This is a genomic window from Pseudomonas sp. TZ252, assembly GCF_056110345.1.
Genome location: NZ_CM148566.1, coordinates 2,335,758 through 2,356,079, shown reverse-complemented (window position 1 = coordinate 2,356,079; position 20,322 = coordinate 2,335,758). Strand labels below are relative to the sequence as shown.

General features: G+C 67.0%; 18 protein-coding genes. 9 read left to right on the top strand and 9 right to left on the bottom strand.

Annotated elements, in window-relative coordinates; genetic code table 11:
* Window position 1: 1 nt before the first annotated feature.
* The 3 genes from ACYAF3_RS10820 (at window position 2) to ACYAF3_RS10810 (ending at window position 3,850) form a co-directional block, all read left to right on the top strand.
* A complete protein-coding gene (locus ACYAF3_RS10820; protein ID WP_003102842.1) occupies window positions 2–469 on the top strand; it encodes an inhibitor of vertebrate lysozyme family protein in 468 nt (155 codons plus the stop codon).
* Between the two features lie 712 nt (window positions 470–1,181).
* Window positions 1,182–2,516: a glutamate/aspartate:proton symporter GltP gene (gene gltP, locus ACYAF3_RS10815; RefSeq protein WP_003096956.1), complete on the top strand. Its 1,335-nt coding sequence runs from the start codon at window positions 1,182–1,184 to the stop codon at window positions 2,514–2,516.
* A 104-nt stretch (window positions 2,517–2,620) separates the two neighbouring features.
* On the top strand, window positions 2,621–3,850 hold the full coding sequence (locus ACYAF3_RS10810; protein ID WP_003096953.1) for a nucleoside recognition domain-containing protein: 1,230 nt from the start codon (window positions 2,621–2,623) through the stop codon (window positions 3,848–3,850).
* Between the two features lie 18 nt (window positions 3,851–3,868).
* Here ACYAF3_RS10810 and ACYAF3_RS10805 read toward each other — a convergent pair whose 3' ends face one another.
* The gene (locus tag ACYAF3_RS10805) at window positions 3,869–4,909 is read right to left on the bottom strand and encodes a DUF5924 family protein (RefSeq protein ID WP_017148694.1); all 1,041 of its coding nucleotides are present in this window, start codon (window positions 4,907–4,909) and stop codon (window positions 3,869–3,871) included.
* Between the two features lie 373 nt (window positions 4,910–5,282).
* On the opposite strand from ACYAF3_RS10805, the gene tcuC reads away from it, so the two are divergent.
* Entirely contained in the window at window positions 5,283–6,572 is a 1,290-nt protein-coding gene (gene tcuC, locus ACYAF3_RS10800; RefSeq protein WP_003096941.1) for an MFS transporter, read from the top strand.
* Window positions 6,573–6,714: 142 nt separating this feature from the next.
* A complete protein-coding gene (locus tag ACYAF3_RS10795) occupies window positions 6,715–7,275 on the top strand; it encodes a GNAT family N-acetyltransferase (protein ID WP_003096934.1) in 561 nt (186 codons plus the stop codon).
* A 5-nt stretch (window positions 7,276–7,280) separates the two neighbouring features.
* Here the strand turns inward: ACYAF3_RS10795 and ACYAF3_RS10790 are convergent, their stop codons facing one another.
* The gene (locus tag ACYAF3_RS10790; RefSeq protein WP_003161976.1) at window positions 7,281–8,654 is read right to left on the bottom strand and encodes a M16 family metallopeptidase; all 1,374 of its coding nucleotides are present in this window, start codon (window positions 8,652–8,654) and stop codon (window positions 7,281–7,283) included.
* 68 nt (window positions 8,655–8,722) lie between these two features.
* On the bottom strand, window positions 8,723–10,471 hold the full coding sequence (locus ACYAF3_RS10785; RefSeq protein WP_003136417.1) for a Na/Pi cotransporter family protein: 1,749 nt from the start codon (window positions 10,469–10,471) through the stop codon (window positions 8,723–8,725).
* A 354-nt stretch (window positions 10,472–10,825) separates the two neighbouring features.
* Here ACYAF3_RS10785 and ACYAF3_RS10780 point away from each other — a divergent pair, with 354 nt between their 5' ends.
* The 3 genes from ACYAF3_RS10780 to prfH all read left to right on the top strand — a co-directional run bounded on the left by ACYAF3_RS10780 (window position 10,826) and on the right by prfH (window position 13,744).
* A complete protein-coding gene (locus tag ACYAF3_RS10780) occupies window positions 10,826–11,626 on the top strand; it encodes a substrate-binding periplasmic protein (protein ID WP_003121370.1) in 801 nt (266 codons plus the stop codon).
* A 367-nt stretch (window positions 11,627–11,993) separates the two neighbouring features.
* Window positions 11,994–13,133 (top strand): RNA ligase RtcB family protein, encoded by a 1,140-nt coding sequence (locus ACYAF3_RS10775; protein ID WP_003121369.1) that lies wholly within the window; start codon window positions 11,994–11,996, stop codon window positions 13,131–13,133.
* A complete protein-coding gene (gene prfH, locus ACYAF3_RS10770) occupies window positions 13,130–13,744 on the top strand; it encodes a peptide chain release factor H (RefSeq protein WP_003114116.1) in 615 nt (204 codons plus the stop codon). Before ACYAF3_RS10775 ends, prfH begins: the two co-directional genes overlap by 4 nt.
* Before the next feature lie 5 nt (window positions 13,745–13,749).
* On the opposite strand, the gene ACYAF3_RS10765 is transcribed toward prfH, so the two are convergent.
* The 4 genes from ACYAF3_RS10765 to ACYAF3_RS10750 all read right to left on the bottom strand — a co-directional run bounded on the left by ACYAF3_RS10765 (window position 13,750) and on the right by ACYAF3_RS10750 (window position 17,422).
* A complete protein-coding gene (locus tag ACYAF3_RS10765) occupies window positions 13,750–14,514 on the bottom strand; it encodes a TerC family protein (protein ID WP_003096920.1) in 765 nt (254 codons plus the stop codon).
* A gap of 20 nt (window positions 14,515–14,534) precedes the next feature.
* Window positions 14,535–15,839, bottom strand: coding sequence for a CitMHS family transporter (locus ACYAF3_RS10760; RefSeq protein WP_003096918.1), 1,305 nt, complete (start codon window positions 15,837–15,839; stop codon window positions 14,535–14,537).
* 279 nt (window positions 15,840–16,118) lie between these two features.
* Window positions 16,119–16,481 (bottom strand): DUF2388 domain-containing protein, encoded by a 363-nt coding sequence (locus ACYAF3_RS10755; RefSeq protein ID WP_003102543.1) that lies wholly within the window; start codon window positions 16,479–16,481, stop codon window positions 16,119–16,121.
* Entirely contained in the window at window positions 16,478–17,422 is a 945-nt protein-coding gene (locus ACYAF3_RS10750; RefSeq protein ID WP_003096914.1) for an AEC family transporter, read from the bottom strand. Before ACYAF3_RS10750 ends, ACYAF3_RS10755 begins: the two co-directional genes overlap by 4 nt.
* Before the next feature lie 67 nt (window positions 17,423–17,489).
* On the opposite strand from ACYAF3_RS10750, the gene ACYAF3_RS10745 reads away from it, so the two are divergent.
* A complete protein-coding gene (locus ACYAF3_RS10745; protein ID WP_003102545.1) occupies window positions 17,490–17,909 on the top strand; it encodes a GFA family protein in 420 nt (139 codons plus the stop codon).
* Between the two features lie 107 nt (window positions 17,910–18,016).
* On the opposite strand, the gene ACYAF3_RS10740 is transcribed toward ACYAF3_RS10745, so the two are convergent.
* Together ACYAF3_RS10740 and ACYAF3_RS10735 are read right to left on the bottom strand one after the other, a co-directional pair.
* Complete coding sequence (locus ACYAF3_RS10740; protein ID WP_003102547.1) at window positions 18,017–19,975, bottom strand: DUF7844 domain-containing protein; 1,959 nt, start codon at window positions 19,973–19,975, stop codon at window positions 18,017–18,019.
* The gene (locus ACYAF3_RS10735; RefSeq protein ID WP_003114112.1) at window positions 19,972–20,292 is read right to left on the bottom strand and encodes a DUF2388 domain-containing protein; all 321 of its coding nucleotides are present in this window, start codon (window positions 20,290–20,292) and stop codon (window positions 19,972–19,974) included. The genes ACYAF3_RS10740 and ACYAF3_RS10735 overlap by 4 nt, the downstream gene beginning before the upstream one ends.
* Window positions 20,293–20,322: the final 30 nt, after the last annotated feature.

The following is a 20,322-nucleotide window of genomic DNA, read 5'->3' as shown; positions in this document are numbered from 1 at the left end:
GATGCGACTCATGCGTAACCTGATGAACGCACTGCTGCTCGGTGCCGCCGCCAGTTCGCTGGCGGTGGCGGCCGACAGGGACGGCGAATACCGCTTGAACGAACTGCAGAGCACCGATGCCGGATACCGCAAGGCCTGGCAGAACCTGGTGGAAGACGAGAGCCGCTTGCCCGACTGGGTGATGAATCTCTCGGGAACCGCTACGCCGATGCATGCCGTCGACGACCAGGGCGACAAGTATCTGGTTGGCGGTCTCTGCGAGAAGTCCGATTGCAAGGGCCATCGCCTGCTGGTCGCCTTCGATTGGGACAAGAGTCATGCCTACGGGCTCTACGTGCAGGTGCCCGAAGGGCTGCCGCAGGACAAGTCGCCGAGCAAGCACGCCAGCTTCCGCTGGCTGGGCAAGCCGGAACCGGCGGTACAGAAGATCCTCGACGAACAACTCAAGGCCGATCCGAACTGGTACTGAGGCGGAACGGGCTTGCGTGACACCGCCCCGCCCGCAGCGGGGCATGGCCAGGGGACCGGGATGCGCTGGGTGAGGTCGATCCGGCGGGTTCCAGGGGTACAGGGAGTACCTCCTTCGGGGTCGGGCCAGGCGAAAACGCGCCGGAGGGGAGCCACCGTTGTCTCGCTGCCTTCCGGCGCGCTTCTATATATAGAAGGGGTACGACGCTCCGCCGTCCGGCGGAGCGTCGGCTTCCGCACCGATACTCCGCGAACTTCCCTGATATCGATCAATGCCTGTGGATGGCGGAGTCGTTTTACAATCGACCGCCCGCGCGTTCCGAGGCGCCCTCCCAGAAGGGCTTTACCGCGCGGTTATCCACAGAATGCCGCTTATCCACAGCCGGCGATGGCGTGCCGGACGGCGTTGCGTGTCCTGCGACCATCCATCGCAGCGATGATGAGCGACTTTCAACTTCCCAGGATGGGCACGTGGCTCCCGGGCCTTGCACGGAGTGCCTTCCGCTCCCTGTTCTTGTACGAAAATCAAGGGCAATTTCCTGTGGGACGGACGTTTCATTAGTGATTTCTCATGCCGATTCGGCATGGGGCAGTCACTTACGGCATTAGACGGGGTAGGGGAGCGCATGAATCATTGCGCCCTTTCGCCTGTCGGGAGCGACTCTCCCGTTGGAGCGACTCCCGACTTCCACAAGAATTAAGGGTGACGAAACATGGGTAAAGCCAAGCTAAGCCTCGCCTGGCAGATCGTGATCGGTCTGGCACTCGGTATCGCCGTCGGCGCAGTGCTCAACCATTTCAGCGCCGAAAAGGCCTGGTGGATCGCCAACGTGCTGCAACCGGCCGGCGACATCTTCATCCGTCTGATCAAGATGATCGTGGTGCCGATCGTGATTTCCTCGCTGGTGGTCGGCATCGCCGGCGTCGGCGACGCGAAGAAGCTTGGCCGCATCGGCCTGAAGACCATCATCTACTTCGAGATCGTCACCACCGTCGCCATCGTCGTCGGCCTGCTGCTGGCCAACCTGTTCCAGCCCGGCACCGGCATCGACATGAGCACCCTGGGTACCGTGGACATTTCCCAGTACCAGAAGACCACCCAGGAAGTGCAGCATGACCATGCGTTCATCGCGACCATCCTCAACCTGATTCCCTCCAACGTCTTCGCCGCCATCGCCCGTGGCGAGATGCTGCCGATCATCTTCTTCTCGGTGATGTTCGGCCTCGGCCTGTCGAGCCTGCCCAACGACCTGCGCGAGCCGCTGGTGAAGGTGTTCCAGGGCGTTTCCGAGACCATGTTCAAGGTCACCCACATGATCATGAAGTACGCCCCTATCGGTGTCTTCGCCCTGATCGCGGTGACCGTCGCCAACTTCGGCTTCGCCTCGCTGCTGCCGCTGGCCAAGCTGGTGATCCTGGTCTACGTGGCCATCGTCTTCTTCGCCCTGGTGGTGCTGGGCCTGATCGCGCGGATGTTCGGCTTCTCGATCATGCGCCTGATCCGCATCTTCAAGGACGACCTGGTCCTCGCCTATTCCACCGCCAGCTCGGAAACCGTGCTGCCGCGCATCATCGAGAAAATGGAAGCCTACGGCGCGCCGAAGGCGATCAGCAGCTTCGTGGTGCCCACCGGCTACTCCTTCAACCTCGATGGCTCGACCCTGTACCAGAGCATCGCGGCGATCTTCATCGCGCAGCTTTACGGCATCGACCTGTCCATCGGCCAGCAGATCATGCTGGTGCTGACCCTGATGGTGACCTCCAAGGGTATCGCCGGCGTGCCGGGCGTATCCTTCGTGGTGCTGCTCGCCACCCTGGGCAGCGTCGGCATCCCGCTCGAGGGCCTGGCCTTCATCGCCGGCGTGGACCGCATCATGGACATGGCGCGCACCGCCCTCAACGTGATCGGCAATGCCCTCGCGGTGCTGGTCATCTCCAAGTGGGAAGGCATGTACGACGCGGCCAAGGGCCAGCGCTACTGGGATTCGCTGCCGCACCTGCGGCAGGCGGTCGGCGAAGCCAAGGGCAAGCAGGCCACCCTCGAATAAGGCGGCTTCCCGCCCAGGAGGCCCCGGCATCGTCCGGGGCCTCGGCGTTTCTGGCGCCGGCACCGCCTGCGCCGCTATCATCCGCGCAACGCGGGGGATTCTGAATGCTGAACGGCTTGTGGTTGGGTTTTTTCCTGGTGGCGGCGGCGAGTGCGCTGGCGCGCTGGTTGATCGGCGGCGATGCGACGGTGTTCGCGGCGATGGTGGAGAGCCTGTTCGCCATGGCCAAGCTGGCGGTCGAGGTGATGGTCCTGCTGTTCGGCACCCTGACGCTCTGGCTCGGTTTCCTGCGCATCGCCGAGAAGGCCGGGCTGGTGGAGCGCCTGGCGGTGCTGCTCGGTCCGCTGTTCCGCCGGCTGATGCCGGAAGTGCCGCCGGGGCATCCGGCGATCGGCCTGATCACCCTGAACTTCGCCGCCAATGGCCTGGGTCTGGACAACGCCGCCACGCCGATCGGCCTGAAGGCGATGAAGGCGTTGCAGGAGCTCAATCCCAGCAGCACCACCGCGAGCAATGCGCAGATCCTCTTCCTGGTGCTCAACGCCTCGTCCCTGACCCTGCTGCCGGTGACTATCTTCATGTACCGCGCGCAGCAGGGCGCGGCCGATCCGACCCTGGTATTCCTGCCGATCCTCCTGGCCACCAGCGCCTCGACCCTGGCCGGCCTGCTGTCGGTGGCGCTGATGCAGCGCCTGCGCTTGTGGGACCCGGTGGTGCTGGCCTACCTGATCCCCGGCGCGTTGCTGCTGGCCGGCTTCATGGCGGTGCTCGGCACGCTCTCGGCCACCGCGCTGGCGCAGCTGTCCTCGCTGCTGGGCAACCTGACGCTGTTCAGCCTGATCGTGCTGTTCCTGATCGTCGGCGCGCTGAAGAAGGTGCCGGTCTACGAGAGCTTCGTGGAGGGGGCGAAGGAAGGTTTCGACGTCGCCAGGAACCTGTTGCCGTACCTGGTCGCAATGCTTTGCGCGGTTGGCGTGTTGCGCGCTTCCGGGGCGCTGGAAGTGGTACTCGGCGGGATACGCTGGGCGGTCGAGGGGCTGGGTTGGGACAGCCGCTTCGTCGAGGCGCTGCCCACCGCGCTGGTCAAGCCGTTCTCCGGCAGCGCGGCGCGGGCGATGCTGCTGGAGACCATGCAGACCCACGGCGTCGACAGTTTCCCGGCGCTGGTCGCCGCCACCGTGCAGGGCAGTACCGAGACCACCTTCTACGTGCTCGCCGTCTATTTCGGCTCGGTCGGCCTGCAGCGCGCGCGCCACGCGGTGGGCTGCGCGCTGACCGCGGACCTGGCCGGGGTCATCGCCTCCATCGGCGTGTGCTACTGGTTCTTCGCCTGAGGTCGCCAGGCTTCGACGTCACTGGGTGACGTCGAAGCGCAGGGTGCCGATCATCTGTCCGGCCTCGGTGAGTACCTTCACCTGCCAGTGGCCGACCGGGTCGCCGGGGAAGTTCTGCTTGTGGGTCCAGGCCCGGTAGCCCTCCTTGCGGCCGCCGTGGATATCCAGGGCGATGCGGTCGAACTCCTTCCCGTTGAACATCCACACGTGATAGATGCGCTCGTCGAGGCCGCGCGGCGCGTTGATCGCGGTATAGGCGAACAGGCCCTGGCTGCGCAACTGGGCGGCGCCGACCTGCTCCAGGCTGTCGCCGGGCGTGCGGCTCTGGTCGTCGAACTGGCTGCTCACCGCCACTTCGGTCAGCCACAGGGTGGCCGGCGGTACCCAGGTGCGGCCGAACCATCCGGCCAGGCCCACCGCCAGGGTCAGGCCGAGAAGCAGGAAGCCGCGCCACCAGTGCTGTAGCGGGAAGGTCACGAGCAGGCTGGGGAAGGACAGCACGACAGCGATGCCCAGCGACAACCGGTAGCTTTCCGGGGTGGTCAGGTGCAGCAGGATCGGCAGCGAGGTCAGCAACACCGCGAACAGGGTCAGGGTGTGGTAGGCGAGGAACACCCAACGACGCCTGGACAGCCAGCGATAGTAGAGCGGATCGGTGATGGAGATCAGCGCCGCGGCGGCCAGCGTCCCTGTGAACAGCGCCTGCCCGCTGTTCCAGGTGGTGGTGATGAGAAAGAACGGGAGGACGAAGAACAGGCTTTCCTGGTGGATCAGTTGGGTCGCGTAGCGCAGCAGCGGCGCCGGGATCTCCCAGCCGAAGCGGTGGGCGAAGGTCTCCCGCAGGAGGTTCTCGAGGATCAACCAGACCCAGCTGACCAGCATGATGATCGCCAGCACCTGGGCGAAGCCCTTCTGCCGGTCGACCATGATGAAACTGAACACGCCCGAACAGAAGCCGAACAGGGCGATGGTGCGCGGATAGCGGGCCATCAGGCCGCCGACCAGGGCGATCAGTTGCTCCAGGCGGGCCTTGAGGACGGGGCGTTGTTGGTTGGGCATGGGGACCAGCGGGTTCTCGATCGGAGCTGCTCGGCCAGCCGGCCGGGGCGCGCAGCATAACCCCGGCCGGGTTTCCTGGGTATGAATGAAGGACAGCTGCCGCGTGGCGAATGTTTCCTTCGCCCGACAGAGGCTCCGCTCTCCTTTCTGGAGGTCGACCAGGGAAAAAGGCGTCGCTTTCCCGACCGATGGTCGCGAAGCTTTCGACAGCCTTTCAAACCCCTTCAATTCGCACCTTTCGGGCAATTTTAGATTGTTCGACAGGAGTTTTTACACATATGGTTACAACTCGGTCGATGGATGACGTACCCGCCTGCGTGGCCATCGACGCCGCCATGGACCGCTTCCCCGTGTCTGCCTGAGTGTGTGTCCCATGGCCTCTAATAAATCCAAAGGTGTCGCCATTTTCCGTGTGGTCAGTGGCAACTTCCTCGAGATGTACGACTTCATGGTGTATGGCTTCTACGCCACCGCCATCGCCAAGACCTTCTTCCCCGGCGACAACCCGTTCGCCTCCCTGATGCTGTCCCTCGCCACCTTTGGCGCCGGCTTCCTGATGCGGCCGCTGGGTGCGGTGTTCCTGGGCGCTTACATCGATCGCCACGGCCGCCGCCAGGGCCTGATCATCACCCTCGGCCTGATGGCCATGGGCACCCTGCTGATCGCCTTCGTTCCCGGCTATGCCACGCTGGGCGTGGCGGCGCCGTTGCTGGTGCTGTTCGGCCGGCTCCTGCAGGGTTTTTCCGCCGGCGTCGAGCTGGGAGGGGTTTCGGTCTACCTGTCGGAGATCGCCACGCCAGGACGCAAAGGCTTCTTCGTCAGTTGGCAGTCGGCCAGCCAGCAGGTCGCGGTGGTCTTCGCCGGCCTGCTCGGCGTGCTCCTCAACCAGTGGCTGAGCCCGCAGGACATGGGCGAATGGGGCTGGCGCGTGCCGTTCTTCATCGGCTGCCTGATCGTTCCGGCGCTGTTCGTCATCCGTCGCTCGCTGGAGGAAACGCCGGAGTTCGAGGCGCGCACCCACCGACCGTCGCTGTCGCAGGTGCTGCGCTCCATCGGGCAGAACTTCGGCGTAGTGCTGGCCGGTACCGCGATGGTGGTGATGACCACCGTATCGTTCTACCTGATCACCGCCTACACGCCGACCTTCGGCAAGAACGAACTGCAACTGTCGGACCTCGACAGCCTGCTGGTGACCATGTGCATCGGCCTGTCCAACTTCATCTGGCTGCCGGTGATGGGCGCGTTCTCCGACCGCATCGGGCGCAAGCCATTGTTGCTGGGTGCCTCCGCGCTGGCACTGCTGACCGCCTACCCGGCGCTGTCCTGGCTGGTCCGCGAGCCGAGTTTCGCCGGCCTGCTCGGCGTCGAGTTGTGGCTGTCGTTCCTCTACAGCAGCTACAACGGCGCGATGGTGGTGGCGTTGACCGAGGTGATGCCGGCGGACGTGCGCACTACCGGTTTCTCCCTCGCCTACAGCCTGGCTACGGCGACCTTCGGTGGTTTCACCCCGGCGGTCTGCACCTGGCTGATCCACACCCTGGACAACCGCGCGGCCCCGGGCATCTGGCTCAGTGGCGCGGCGCTGCTGGGGCTGCTCGCCACCCTGGTGCTGTTCCGCCGGCGCGGCAAGGAGATCGCCGAGGCCGAGCTGGCCAACGCCTGAGGCGTTTCGCCGCATGCCGTGCGTCGGCTCCCGCCGGGGCTGCGGCGGCGGCGTTGATGTCGATCAACCGGAGCTGCGCCAAACCGCGTAGACAGGAAGGAAGTGGTTGTACCGACTTCCTTCCCTTCCTGGAGATCGCATCATGTCCAATGTACAAAATGCCAGCCGGTCTTCCGCGTTCGCGGCGGTAGAGGGCGACCATTGGGTCGAGTCCCTCGACGATGGCCGCCACGTGCTGATCCGTCCCCTGCGCGAGGAGGACCGGGAGCGCGAACGCCAGTTCATCAACCGGCTGTCCCCGGCGACCCGCCACTTCCGCTTCCTCGGCGAGATCAAGGAAGCCAGCCCGGCGCTGCTCGATCAACTGATGGACATCGACTACCAGCAGAGCATGGCCTTCGTTGCCCTGGTGCACGAGGACGGTGAGCTGCGCGAGGTCGGTATCAGCCGCTACGCCGCCTGCTGCGAGGAAGGGCAGTGCGAATGCGCGGTAACCATCGCCGACGACTACCAGGGTCTGGGCCTCGACGCCGTGCTGATGCGCCATCTGATCGACGTGGCGCGGCGCAACGGCTTCCGCCAGATGTATTCGGTGGACTCGGCGGCCAACCGGGCGATGCGCGACCTTTGTTGCGCACTGGGCTTCGTCGGCCAGCGCGACCCGGACGACTCGACCCAGGTCATCCACCGCCTGGCCCTGTAGCCCGGTCAGGCGCGCCGGCGGCGCAGGCCGAACCAGAGCAGGCCGCTGGCCAGGAGACCGGCGGCGAGCAGCAATGGGTAGAGCATGTCGTCGTCGAATAGCGGCTTTTCGATGCGCAGGTAGCCTTCGCCGTCGAACAGCCGCTTCGCCAGCGCGTTCGCCTGTTGCAGGCTGACCTTCGCCAGGCGGCGCTCCTCATTGGGGAAATGGCCGTCCTCGTAGTCGGCCAGCGAGCCCCAGTAATAGTCCGCCAGCGCCGCGTTGCCCTGGGTGCTCCAGGCCAGCCTGGCGCGCTCGGCGAATTGCACCCGCTTGAAACGCCCCGGGTCCAGGCCATGCTGGCGGATGCCGTCGAGCAACTCGCGCAGGGCGGCCTCGGTGGCGGGTAGGTCGCTGCGCTCGACATCCGCGTCGAGGCTGAAGAAGCCCTGGTTGGCGAACACCTGGCGATCGGTCGATGGCCCGTAGGTGAGTCCGCGACGCACACGCAGGTCGGCGTACAGCGCGTCGTTCATATAGGCCTGGAGCAGGACCATGGCGTCCGGGTCGGCGTCGTCCGGCTCCGGATAGATCCAGTGCAGCATCGCACCCTCGCCGAATGGCCGGGTGATCAGGGTGCGCCTGGCCTCGGCATGCCCGTTGGCCGCCGGCAGCTCGCGGCGCTCGGGGAGCTCGTGGTCTTCCAAGGTGCCGAAGGTCCGGGTCAGATAGGCCGGCAGGCGCGGATCGAGGTCACCGACCAGGATCAGGGTCATGTTGCCCGGTACGTACCAGTCGCTGCGCAGCCGCTCCAGCTGCTCCGCGCCAAGCGGCGCCAGCGGCGCGCGCTGGGAGCAGGCCAGGCCCAGTTCCACCGCCAGTTGGTCCATGGCGCCACGGCCCAGGTTCTCGCGGTCGAGCCAGCGCTGCAGGTGCGAGTAATGGCCGCCGCCTTCGCGCTCGATCACTCGCTTGGCGGCGGCGATGCGCGGCTCGTCCAGTTCGGTGCGGGTGATGGTGTCCAGCAGCAGGTCTAGGACCTGCCGCTGGGTGGCGGCAGGTGCCTCGATGACGAAGGTGGTGTCGCCTTCGCTGGTGTAGGCGTTCCATTGTCCGCCGAGGGCCTGCATGCGGGCTTCCAGGTCGGCCTCGTCGCCGCCGTCCAGGCCGCTGAAGAACAGGTGCTCGAGCAGGTGCGGCAGCTGCTTTTCACGGCACGAGAAGTCGGCGAAACCGACCCCCACCACCAGCCGGATCGAGACGTGCCGGCGCTGCTCGGTGGGCTTGAGCAGCACGCCCATGCCGTTTTCCAGCTGGAAGGCTTCGACCTCGCTGCGCTGGTCGGCGTACGACCAGGGGCAGAGCAGGCAGAACAGCAGCAGGGTGGACAACGAACGCATGGGCCGAGCCTGGAACTGAAAATACCGAGAATAGCGGATGCTTCATGACGAACCTACCCGCAGAACGGCTAATGTCGCGAACGGCGTGTTTCCGCACGCTCCTCGACGAGCGCTGGCTCGGCCAGCGGCGCCGAGGTCATGTCGTCGACCTCGTCGGCCCAGTCGTCCTCGTCCTGGCGAACGCCCTCGTCGGCCGCGCTGCTCGGCGCGTCAGGGTTGTCCAGCACGGCGTAGGCGATGGCGCAGAACAGCGAGTTGAGACGCTTCATGTCGCTGATCAGGTCCAGGTGCAGCGAGCTGGTCTCGATGCTCTGTACCACCTGCTGGTGCAGGCGGTCGACATGGGCATGGGCGTAGCGCCGTTCCTGCAGGCGGAAGCGCTGCTTGGCCCGGCGCAGGCGCTTGGCGCTGTCGAGGTCGCCGTTGAGGAACACTGAGAGACCCAGGCGCAGGTTGGAGACCAACTGCTGGTACAGGGTGCCGATCTCTTCCAGGCCGGTGTCGGAGAACGAGCGGCTGCGCGAGGTCTTCTTGTCCTGCACGGCGGCGAGCATGTGCTCGATGATGTCGCCGGCCTGCTCCAGGTTGATCGCCAGCTCGATGATCTCCGCCCAGCGCCGGCTGTCGCGTTCGGACAGGTCCTCGCGCGGCATCCTTGCCAGATACAGCTTGATCGCGGTGTAGAGGGCGTCGACGTCGTCGTCGAGCTTGCGGATGTCCTTGCCGAGCAGCGGATCGCCGCCGCGGATGATCTGCATCAGATTGTTCAGCATCTGCTCGACGGTGTCGCCCATGCGCAGGGTCTCGCGCACCGCGTTGGCCAGCGCCAGGCTCGGCGTGTCGAGGGCGGCGGGGTCGAGATGGCGCGGCCGGGCGACGTCGTCGGGAAGGGCACGGTCGGGCATCACACGGGTGCAGAAGCTGGCCATGGCGTTGGTCAGCGGCAGGCAGGCGAGGCAGCGCGCGGCGTTGTAGAGCACGTGGAAGGCGATCACCAGTTCGGCTGTGCTGAACTGCCAGTGATCCATCCAGTCCGCCAGCGGCCCCACCAGGGGCAGCACCAGCAGGCAGCCGGCGACCTTGAACAACAGGCTGCCGAGGGCCACCCGGCGACCGGCGGCGTTTTGCGCGGTGGCGCTGAGCATGGCCAGGATGCCGCTGCCGAGGTTGGCGCCGACCACCAGGCACAGCGCGACTTTCAGCGAGATCACCTTGGATGCGGCGAGGGTCGCGGTAAGCAGCACGGCGGCCAGGCTGGAATAGGAAATCATGGCGAACAACGCGCCGGTCAGCGCGTCGAGCATGATGTCGCCGGTCAGGCTGGAGAACAGTACCTTGACGCCCTTGGCTTGGGTCATCGGCTCGGCGGCGGCGACGATCAGCTGGAGCGCCAGGATGATCAGGCCGAGGCCGATGAATACCCGGCCGAGCTGGCCGAGGCGGGTCTGTTTGCGGCTGAGGAAGAAAATCACGCCGAAGAAGATCAGCAATGGCGAAAGCCACGACAGGTCGAGGGTCAGCACCCGCGCCATCAGCGCGGTGCCGACATCGGCGCCGAGCATGATCGCCAGGGCCGGCGCCAGTGCCATCAGGCCCTGGGCGACGAAGGAGGTGGCCAGCAGGGCGGTGGCGTTGCTGCTTTGCACCAGGGCGGTGACGCCGATGCCGGCGGCGAACGCCAGCGGGCGTTTTTCCACGCTGCGACTGAGGATGCGCCGCAGGTCGGCGCCGTAGACCCGGAGGATTCCGGTGCGGACGATATGCGTGCCCCACACCAGCAGGGCGACGGCAGAGAGCAGGTCGAGCAGTTTCAGCATGGCGTGGCCCCCCCTGGCACTACGACGAATGGCCAACCTCGCGCCAGGTTCCGCGTGCGTTGCGCCGCGGAGCCCGGACAACGGCGCCAACGGCCACGATGGAAAGGCAGCGTTCAGGCGAGTTGTAACACGAACGTCATATTTGGACAGGCGCCCCCCGCGGGAGTTCGTCTCGGCAGCCCGAGCGGCAGGGCGCCTACCCTTCATTCAAGCGTGCGCGCCGCGAAACGGCGAGGATTTTTTCGCCTTCCGTTCGATGCATGCGTTTGCGCCACAGGCCATGGAATTAGCCGACAGGAAGGGTATCCTTTGCACCTTTTAAAAAGCCCCGGTCTAGAGGGATACAGAGGAGTGGTGCGGATGCGATTTTCGGGGATCAGTGGCTGCCTCTCGGCAGCGGTGTTGGCGCTCGGGGTAGGGGGAGCGCCGGTGGTTCAGGCCGATGCGCTGGGCGATAGCCTGGAGCAGGCGCACATCCGCAAGGCGACCTTCGCCGCGCCGGCCTGGGAAGGCTATACCAACGCCGACGGCAGCGGTCTGTACTGGGACCTGCTGAAGCAGGTCTATGCGCCCTACGGGCTTGACGTGAAATTCATCAACATGCCCTGGAACCGCGCCAACAAGCTGATGACCGCGGGCTCCATGGTCGATGGCGTGCCGGGCGAGATCCCCGGCGTTGAGGGCAAGCTGTACGCCCAGTTGCCGATCGACATCGAGTACCACGGCGTGATGCATGCGGCGAAGACGCCCTTTTCCGGCCGCGCCAGCCTCACCGGCAAGCGCGTCGGCTGGCGCCACAGCTACAACCTGATCCCCGCGGAGCAGCGCGACTTCACCCTGGTCGAGTGCGTCCGCCCCGAGCGTTGCACCGAGCAGGTCCAGAACGGCGAGCTGGATTTCTTCCTCGACGAGCCGGACGAACTGGAAAAGCAGCGCAGCGAAGCGCATCTGCCGGCCGACGCCTACCCGATCGCGCAACTGCCGCCCGGCAAGGAGTCCTTCATGACCTTCGCCGACAGCGCCAGCGGCCGGCTCCTGCGCGAGGTCTATGACGCGCGGGTACGGCAGATGGCGGCGTCCGGCGAGCTGCGGGCGCTCTACCAGCGCTGGAACAGCGAGGTGCCCGGCGCCGTGCAGGCTCTTTCGGCGCAGTGATGCGCCGCTCATTTCCATCGCGAAGCCTTTCCGGGGCTTGCGCGGTGGGAATGAAACGCCTAGGATTCGCCCTTCATTTCCCCCACTTACGCACCGCAAAGGAGGTTACATCGATGATTCAGTTCTCTACCCTTTGCAGGCTGCGCCTGGCCTAACGGCCACCGAAACCTACCGCTCGACCCCCTGCACCGCTGAACGATTCCCGCCCTTGCGTCCGCGCAAGCTTCCGGCGAGAGGTCATCGGCTGCCGCGGTCACCGCTCCCCAGGTTTTCACTTCTCCGTTAGACGCCCTTCGCCCTTCCGCGAGTGCCCGCTCGGCTTCGGTCTGCCCCCCGGATCTACCGTTTCAATCACATGGATTGGATTATGGGCAACTACATCAAGCCTTTGTCCGCGGGCGTCGCACTGATCGCCTCGGACAGCACCTGGATCGAAGGCAAGGCGATCCAGCAACTGCAAACCACCGCCGAGCTGGACGGCATGTGCCGCGTCGTCGGTCTCCCGGACCTGCATCCCGGCCGCGGCTATCCGGTCGGCGCGGCGTTCTTCTCCGTCGGTCGCTTCTATCCGGCGCTGGTCGGCAACGACATCGGCTGTGGCATGGCCCTGTGGGAAACCGGCCTGGCCCCCGGCAAGCTGTCGGCGGACAAACTGGAAAAGCGCCTGGGCAATCTCGACCTGCCGCTGGACGAGACCTGGAGCGACTGCATCGAAGCCCTGGATCTACCGGCCCGCGAGCACTGGCGCGCGCTCGGCACGATCGGTGGCGGCAACCACTTCGCCGAGCTACAGCAGGTCGAGACCGTGTTCGACCAGGCCGCCCTGCACGCCCTCGGCCTCGATGCCGGCCGCCTGCAACTGCTGGTGCACAGTGGCTCGCGCGGTCTCGGCCAGGCGATCCTGCAAGAGCAGGTCAGCCTGCATGGCCACGCCGGCCTGCTCGACGGCAGCCTGGAAGCTTCCGCCTACCTGGCGCGCCACGCCGATGCGCTGCGCTTCGCCGAGGGTAACCGCCAGCTCATCGCCCGGCGCATTCTCGAACGCTTGCGCTGCGACGGCCTGGAACTGCTCGACATCAACCACAACCTGGTGGCGCCGGCACAGGTCGATGGCGTCGACGGCTGGCTGCACCGCAAGGGCGCCACCCCGGCCGACCAGGGCGTGCTGGTGATCCCCGGCTCGCGCGGCGACTACAGCTACCTGGTGGAGCCTGTGCCGAGCGCGCAGAGCCTGTTCTCCCTGGCCCACGGCGCCGGTCGCAAATGGCAGCGCGGCGAGTGTCGGGAGCGTCTGGCGGCGCGCTTCAGCGTCGACCAGTTGGGCCGTACGCGCCTTGGCAGCAGGGTGATCTGTGGCGACCGCCAACTGATCTACGAGGAAGCGCCGGAAGCCTACAAGGGTATCGACTCGGTGGTCGGCGCGCTGCTCGAAGCCGGCCTGCTGCGCCTGGTCGCCCGCCTGAAGCCGGTGCTGACCTACAAGACCCGTGGGGAGTGCTGCCGATGATCCTGCTGCAACTCTCCGCGGCCCAGGGGCCGGCGGAATGCTGCCTGGCGGTGGCGAAGGCGTTCGAGCGGCTGTGCCTCGAGGCGGCGCAAGCCGGCGTCGAGGTCGAGGTAATCGAGGAGGTGGCCGGCGAGCGTCCGCGCACCTGGCGTTCGCTGCTCCTGGGGCTGCGCGGCACTGCCGCCGAAGCGCTCGCCGAGCGCTGGTGCGGCGGTATCCAGTGGATCTGCCCCAGCCCCTACCGGGCAAGGCATGCGCGCAAGAACTGGTTCATCGGCGCGGAGCGCTTCGCCGCGCCGCCGGCCAGTCTGGAGGGCGAGATCCGTTTCGAGACCCTGCGCTCTTCCGGCCCCGGCGGCCAGCATGTCAACACCACCGACTCGGCGGTGCGCGCCACCCACCTGGCCAGCGGCATCAGCGTCAGGGTGCAGAGCCAGCGTAGCCAGCACGCCAACAAACGCCTGGCGATCCTGCTGATCGCCCGGCGCCTCGCGGACCAGGCGAGCAGCGCGGCCGACGCGCTGCGCGCGGAGCGCCGCCGGGCCCACGGTCGGATCAGTCGCGGCGCGGCTCGCCGGGTATTCCGCGGCGAGCGTTTCGAGCCGGCCTGAGCGGCTCAGTCGCCGAGCACTTCCTTGCGCAGCTTCACTGGCTCTTCGCCCCGCTTGCGCGCGGCAGCGCCGCGCATGCGGATGTTCAGCGCCTCCACGGCCAGGGAGAAGGCCATGGCGAAGTAGACGTAGCCCTTCGGCACATGGACTTCGAAGGCTTCGGCGATCAGCACCGTGCCGACCACGATGAGGAACGACAGGGCGAGCATCTTCAGCGACGGGTGCTTGTCGATGAAGTCGCTGATGGCGCCGGCGCAGAGCATCATCACCAGTACCGCGACGATGATCGCCGCGACCATCACCGGCACGTGGGAGACCATGCCGACGGCGGTGATCACCGAGTCCAGGGAAAAGACGATGTCGATGATCGCGATCTGGATGATGGTGCCGATGAAGCCGCCCGCCGACCCCTTCGGTTCATCGCCGCTTTCTTCCTCGCCTTCCAGGCCCTGGTAGATCTCCGAGCTGCTTTTCCAGAGCAGGAACAGGCCGCCGAAGAACAGGATCAGGTCGCGTCCGGAGATGCCCTGGCCGAACAGGTGGAAGAGGTCGGCGGTCAGGCGCATGACCCAGGTGATCGACAGCAACAGCAGGATCCGCGTCACCATCGCCAGGGCCAGGCCGAAGAAGCGGGTGCGTGGCTGCAGGTGCTTCGGCATGCGCCCGACCAGGATCGAGATCATGATGATGTTGTCGATGCCGAGGACGATCTCCAGGGCGGTCAGGGTGAAGAACGCAATCCAGATTTCCGGGCTGGTCAGCCATTCCATGAAGCGGTCACTCGTCTCGGTCAGTTACTGAACAGGGGGAACAGGCCCAGCAGCAGGGCCATGGCGAGGATTGCCAGGCACACCAGCACGGCCCATTTCAGGGTGAAGCGCTGGTGGTCGCCGAAGTCGATCTTGGCCAGCCCCACCAGCAGGTAGGTGGAGGGCACCAGCGGGCTGAGCAGGTGCACCGGCTGGCCGACGATCGAGGCGCGGGCCATTTCCACCGGGGTGATGCCGTATTCGGCGGCGGCCTGGGTGAGGATCGGCAGGACGCCGTAGTAGAAGGCGTCGTTGGACATGAAGAAGGTGAACGGCATGCTCACCAGCGCGGTGATGGTCGCCAGGTATGGGCCCAGCGCCGGCGGGATCACCGCCAGCAGGCTCTTGGACATGGCGTCGACCATCCCGGTGCCGGAGAGGATGCCGGTGAACACCCCGGCGGCGAAGATCAGCGAGACCACTGCGAGAATGTTCTCGGCGTGTGCGCCGATGCGCTTCTTCTGCTCCTGGATGCACGGGTAGTTGACGATCATGGCGATGCCGAAGGCGATCATGAACAGCACCGGCATCGGCAGCAGGCCGGCGATCAGGGTCGCCATCAGGACCACGGTGAGAATAGCGTTGAACCACAGCAGCTTGGGCCGGCGCGCCTCCGGATACTGCGACACGCTGATCTCCGCCAGGTCCTCATGGTCGGTGGGCAGGTGCAGCTCGCCGAGACGGGCGCGCTCGCGCTTGCCGTAGATCCAGGCGATGGCGAAGATCGCCAGCAGCCCGGCGATCATCGCCGGGATCATCGGCACGAAGATATCCGCCGGGTCGACGTGCAGGGCACTCGCCGCGCGGGCGGTGGGGCCACCCCAGGGGGTCATGTTGAGCACGCCGCTGGAGAGCATGATCAGGCAGGCCATCACCAGCGGGCTCATGCCCAGGCGGCTGTACAACGGCAGTACGGCGGCCACGCAGATCATGTAGGTGGTCGAGCCGTCGCCGTCGAGGGAGACGATCATCGCCAGCGCCGCGGTGCCCAGCGAGACCTTCAGCGGGTCGCCCTTGACCAGCCGGAGGATCTTGCGCACCGCCGGGTCGAACAGCCCGGAGTCGATCATGATGGCGAAGTAGAGGATCGCGAACATCAGCATCACGCCGGTCGGCGCCAGGGTGCGGATGCCGTCGAGCATCATCGGGCCGAGGCCGGCGGCGAAACCGCCGATCAGGGCGAAGGCGATCGGGACCAGGATCAGCGCGATCAGCGCGGACAGGCGCTTGGTCATGATCAGGAACATGAAGGTCGCCACCATGGCGAAGGCGAGCAGGGTCAGCATGGGTTCACTCCGGGGAAGACGGCGGACGGGCGTGCGGCGTGCGGTCAGCAGGCGGCGGGCGGGTGGCGTCGCGCGGACGGAGTGCGGCTGTAGGCGTGTGCGGAACGGGGCATGGCAATCACCATTGTTGTTTTTGTACGGGTAAGCGGGCGTCTCGTGGGCGCGCCGTCGTGTCCGGTCTTCTGCCGGTGGTGGGCGGATGCTACGGCGGGAAGCTTTCAGGCAGCTTTCGCTGGATAACGGCGGGAAACGTGCGGGTAATTTCGGATATATGGTCGATCAGGGCTGCCGCGCGAGGAGCGCCGCGGCCAGTTGCAGGTCGCTGTACCCGGCGTATTCCGGGGCCTGGCGCAGGACCTGCAAGGCTGCCTGGAGGTACGCGCCACGGATCGCACCGTCGCTGGCGACGAAGCTGGCGGCGTCGTCCCGCGCCTGGACGAGCTTGTCGCCCTCGTCAGCGCTGGACTCCTGTGCGCTGACGGTGCTGCCGATGAACGGGCCGACGGTGGTGACGGCCGCCCAGAAGAAGGTGGCGGCGCCGGGTTCGTCGTCGAATTCGGGAAACACCTTGATGAAACCGAAGGCCGGTTGGCAGAGCAGGCAGAGCGCCGTGAGGGCGGCGGCGACGCGTCCTGTCGTCATGGGCTTCCTTGCAGCACGAGGAGTACGCCGACCAGAGTGGCGCCGGAAAGCAGCGTTTGCAAGGTAATGATGCCCGCCATCAGGTGGCCGTCGCCGCCCAGTTGGCGGGTCAGCACATAGGCGGTGGGCGCCGTCGGCAGGGCGAAGAACAGTACCAGCACGGCGCTTTCCATGCTCGGCAGGCCCAGCCCGCGAGCGATGGCGAAGGCCAGCAGGGGCATCGCCAGCAGCCGCGCCGCGCAGTTCCAGCCAAGGGCCGCGACTTCGCCGCCGAGTTCCTGGGGTTTCAGCGCCGCGCCGACGCACAGCAGGCCCAGCGGCAGGCTGGCCACCGCCAGCAGGTTGAGCAGGCGATCGCTGCCGCCGGGCAGGCCGACGCCGGCCAGGTTGACCAGTGCGCCGGCGAGGCAGGCGAGGATCAGCGGGTTCTTCAGGATCGGCAGCAGCAGCGCGCGCAGGCTGATGCCGCGCTCGGCGGTCAGCGCCCAGACCGACATCACGTTCACCGTCGGCACCATCAGCGCCAGCATCAGCGCGGCCAGGGTCAGGCCCGGCTTGCCGTACAGGCTGCCGACCGCGGCCAGGCCGAGATAGGTGTTGAAGCGCAATACGCCCTGGGCGATGGCGCCGAAGCGCCCGGCGTCCCAGCCGCGCCAGCGCTTGCAGAGCAGCAGGGCGAGCCAGGCGACGCCGAGCCCGAGCAGTACGGCCAGGGCCTGGCGGGCCAGGCCGGGGTCGTCCAGCGGCGCGGTCGCCAGGTTGCTGAACAGCAGCGCGGGAAACAGGATGAAGTAGTTCAGGCGTTCTGCGGCAGGCCAGAAGGCTTCGCCGGGAAAGTCCCAGCGGCGCAGGGCGTAACCGCCGACGATGAGGGCGAACAGCGGCCAGAGGGAGTAGAGCAGAGCGGTCACGGGCACCCCCGGATAGTGGAATCCGCTCATCTTGCGAGGTGGCTGCGGCACAGGGCAAGTCCGGCTTATGCTGGCACTCCCGCGAGGAGGATTCGCCATGCCCGAGACCCATACCGGCGGTTGCCATTGCGGCTATCTGCGCTACGCCGTCGCCGCGCCGCTGGACGATGTCGCTCACTGCCACTGCTCGATCTGCCGGCGCACCACAGGCGGCATCGTCACCACCTGGGCCACGGTGCCGCGCGCGGCGTTCCGCTGGCTGGCGGGCGAACCGGCGGAATATGCCTCGTCGGCCAGCTGCACGCGCTACTTCTGCCCGCGTTGCGGGGCCAACCTGGCGTTGTTCACCCGGCTCAGCGCCGATACCCTGGACTTCACCGTGGCCAGCCTCGACCATCCCGAGCGCGCCCCCGCCAACCGGCACATCTGGGTCGGCAGCCGCCTGCCATGGCTACACCTCGACCCGCAGTTGCCCGAAGAGGACGAGGAGTTCATCGCCGGAGCGGACGACCCGTGAGCGAAGACCGGAGGTGGCACCTGTAGGGCGAATAACGCAGAGCGTTATCCGCCGTCTGCGAGGCGCTGAAAGAGCGCTCGGGACCATGCGTCCTGCAGGCGCCTCCCTCAGGGCAGCATCAGCCCGCCGGCCGCCTTGTGCAGCTCGCGCAGGTGCGCGCCGACCTCCTTGATGTTGGCCTCGTTGGCTTCCAGCTCGGCGCGGCGCTCGGGATCGAGCAGGGCGCGGACCTCGCGGTCGAGGTCGTCGCTGAGCCGGCGCAGGCGCGCCTGGCGTTCGCGGGTCTGCTCTTCCAGGTGCTTCCACTCGGCGGCCTGCGGCAGGCCGTAGCCGCCCTCCAGGAGTTCCGCCGGACGACTGAGGAAGCCGCTGTCGTCGAGGATCTGCTGGAAGGTCTTGCCGGCCACTTCCAGGCGCTGGTCGCCGGCCGGCTTGTCCAGATGGCCGAGGTACAGGCGCTTCAACTCGTCCTGGGCGAGCAGCAGCTGGCGCCGCAGCGAGGCCTGCTCGAGCAGCAGCAGCGCCGCGCTGGCGCGTAGGTCGGCCTTGGCGAACCAGGGCTGGCGCTCCCTGGCCGGCAGCGCCAGCCAGTCCTCGACCTTGTCCTGGGGAATGTGCAGGCGCTGCTTGAGCACGTCGAACATCGCCTGGTAGCGGTCGCGGAAGGAGTCGAAGCGGTAGCCCAGGCGCAGGGCTTCCTTGGGGTCGTCGAGCACACTGGGATCGGCTAGCTTGCGGTTCTCCAGCATCTCGAGCACGCCGTAGGGGGTGATGCTGTCCAGGCTTTGCAGCGGTCGCCGGGGGATGCCGCTGCGCAGCAGCTTGAGGGTTTCCACCGCGCAATTGTTGGAGATGAAGTAGTACTGGCCGTCGTAGCTCCAGTGACTCTGCGCGGCGCGCTCGACCAGGCTGGCGACCTCCTCGCGGTCCAGCTTCAGCGGCACCGAGGCGAGGCTGCGCAGCTCGACCTTGGTGTATTCCTCGATCACCTGCGACAGCGGCAGGACGAACAGGCGCGACGGATAGGCGCCGGTCAGGCCGTCCCAGCTGGACAATTGCAGGTCGCCGACGAAGGCGCGGTAGGAGAGCACCAGATGCTGGTCGAGGTCCAGCCGGCAGTCCGGCCCACGCGGCCGGCCGGGGGCGCAGATCACCAGGCGGAGCATGGTGTGGCCCCAGCGGCTGACCAGGTTGTCGTTGGCCTCGGCCAGCAGGTAGTCGACCTCGTAGACCCGCTCGGGGTCGAGCTGGCCCAGCGGCTGCTGGCCGAAGTCGCGGCCGGCGTTGAGGTAGGCGAAGCTCTGCGCACAGGCACTGTGTTCCGGCGCCCAGCCGAAGCGTTGCTGGTAGTAGCGGTAGAGCGCCGGGCGGCGGCAGGCGTAGCTGGGATCGAGGAGGAAGTACTCCATGTTCACCGCGACGAACTCGCGCGGATTGCTCAGCTCGTAGACGTCCGGGCTGCGCAGTACGAAGCCATTGTGCGCCTCGCGCCGCCCGCGCTGGCCGGCGCGCTGCGGCCAGCCGGCGAGATCGAGCAGGCGCGGGTCGTCGGAGAGCGTGAAGCGGCGACCGCTCTGCCCGCGGCAATCGGTGGGCTGGGCGATCCGGCCGAGGGTTTCTTCCTGGCGCGTGCAGCGGCGGATCTCGCGTTTTTCCTCCGCCGACCACAGGCGCGCGCGATCGTAGACGTGGGTCAGCTCGTGCAGCAGGGTCGCCAGCAGCTCGCGCCGCTCGGTGCCGTGCACGCGCCCGGTCTGGCGGCTGGCGGCGCTGCCGTCGGTGAGATCGGCCAGGTACTTGCGGTTCAGCGCGATGCGCTGCGGGCCACGGGCCTGGCCCATGCCGTTGGCGGGCAGGTCGTCGCGCCACTCGACCTCGATCTCGCGGTCCAGGCGTTCGCGGAAGGCCGGCGGCAACTTGTCCGCGGCTTCGTCCAAGAGTTGCTGGCTGGCCTCGCGCTGCGCAGGGTCCAGTTCAGGCGCGTCGAGTTTCAGGCGCAGGGCCGCCGTCGCGTTGCCGGCTCCGCAGAGGGCCAGCGCCAGCAGCCAGGCGCAGGCCTTCCTCACAGGGCGAGAATGGCTTCGGCAAGTACCTGGTCGGAGGCTTCCCGGGCTTCCGGCAGACGGCTGCGCAGGGTCCGCATCGCGGCTTCCAGCTGGGCGCCGCGAATGGCGCCGTCGCTGGCGACGAAACTGGCGGCGTCGTCGCGCGCCTCGGTGACCACTTTCATGTCGCGCACGGAAGTGGTGGTGTCGGAAGTGAAGTCGATGCTGCGGTCGAGGGCGCGGACGATGATATTGCTGGTCGCGACCACCGAGCGTGCTTCCGCGGCCGTGGCGCAGAGCGCCAGCAGCAGGGCGGCGAACAGGGGGCTATGACGCATGGAGCTACGGCGCATGGAGGTTCTCCGGAA

Coding starts and splice junctions, on each gene's coding strand:
- ACYAF3_RS10810 (WP_003096953.1), top strand. CDS start 2,621: ATGCTGAACGGCTTGTGGTTGGGTTTTTTCCTGGTGGCGGCGGCGAGT.
- ACYAF3_RS10775 (WP_003121369.1), top strand. CDS start 11,994: ATGGGCAACTACATCAAGCCTTTGTCCGCGGGCGTCGCACTGATCGCC.
- tcuC (WP_003096941.1), top strand. CDS start 5,283: ATGGCCTCTAATAAATCCAAAGGTGTCGCCATTTTCCGTGTGGTCAGT.
- ACYAF3_RS10820 (WP_003102842.1), top strand. CDS start 2: ATGCGACTCATGCGTAACCTGATGAACGCACTGCTGCTCGGTGCCGCC.
- ACYAF3_RS10795 (WP_003096934.1), top strand. CDS start 6,715: ATGTCCAATGTACAAAATGCCAGCCGGTCTTCCGCGTTCGCGGCGGTA.
- gltP (WP_003096956.1), top strand. CDS start 1,182: ATGGGTAAAGCCAAGCTAAGCCTCGCCTGGCAGATCGTGATCGGTCTG.
- ACYAF3_RS10755 (WP_003102543.1), bottom strand. CDS start 16,481: ATGACGACAGGACGCGTCGCCGCCGCCCTCACGGCGCTCTGCCTGCTC.
- ACYAF3_RS10765 (WP_003096920.1), bottom strand. CDS start 14,514: ATGGAATGGCTGACCAGCCCGGAAATCTGGATTGCGTTCTTCACCCTG.
- ACYAF3_RS10750 (WP_003096914.1), bottom strand. CDS start 17,422: ATGAGCGGATTCCACTATCCGGGGGTGCCCGTGACCGCTCTGCTCTAC.
- ACYAF3_RS10785 (WP_003136417.1), bottom strand. CDS start 10,471: ATGCTGAAACTGCTCGACCTGCTCTCTGCCGTCGCCCTGCTGGTGTGG.
- prfH (WP_003114116.1), top strand. CDS start 13,130: ATGATCCTGCTGCAACTCTCCGCGGCCCAGGGGCCGGCGGAATGCTGC.
- ACYAF3_RS10745 (WP_003102545.1), top strand. CDS start 17,490: ATGCCCGAGACCCATACCGGCGGTTGCCATTGCGGCTATCTGCGCTAC.
- ACYAF3_RS10805 (WP_017148694.1), bottom strand. CDS start 4,909: ATGCCCAACCAACAACGCCCCGTCCTCAAGGCCCGCCTGGAGCAACTG.
- ACYAF3_RS10760 (WP_003096918.1), bottom strand. CDS start 15,839: ATGCTGACCCTGCTCGCCTTCGCCATGGTGGCGACCTTCATGTTCCTG.
- ACYAF3_RS10790 (WP_003161976.1), bottom strand. CDS start 8,654: ATGCGTTCGTTGTCCACCCTGCTGCTGTTCTGCCTGCTCTGCCCCTGG.
- ACYAF3_RS10735 (WP_003114112.1), bottom strand. CDS start 20,292: ATGCGTCATAGCCCCCTGTTCGCCGCCCTGCTGCTGGCGCTCTGCGCC.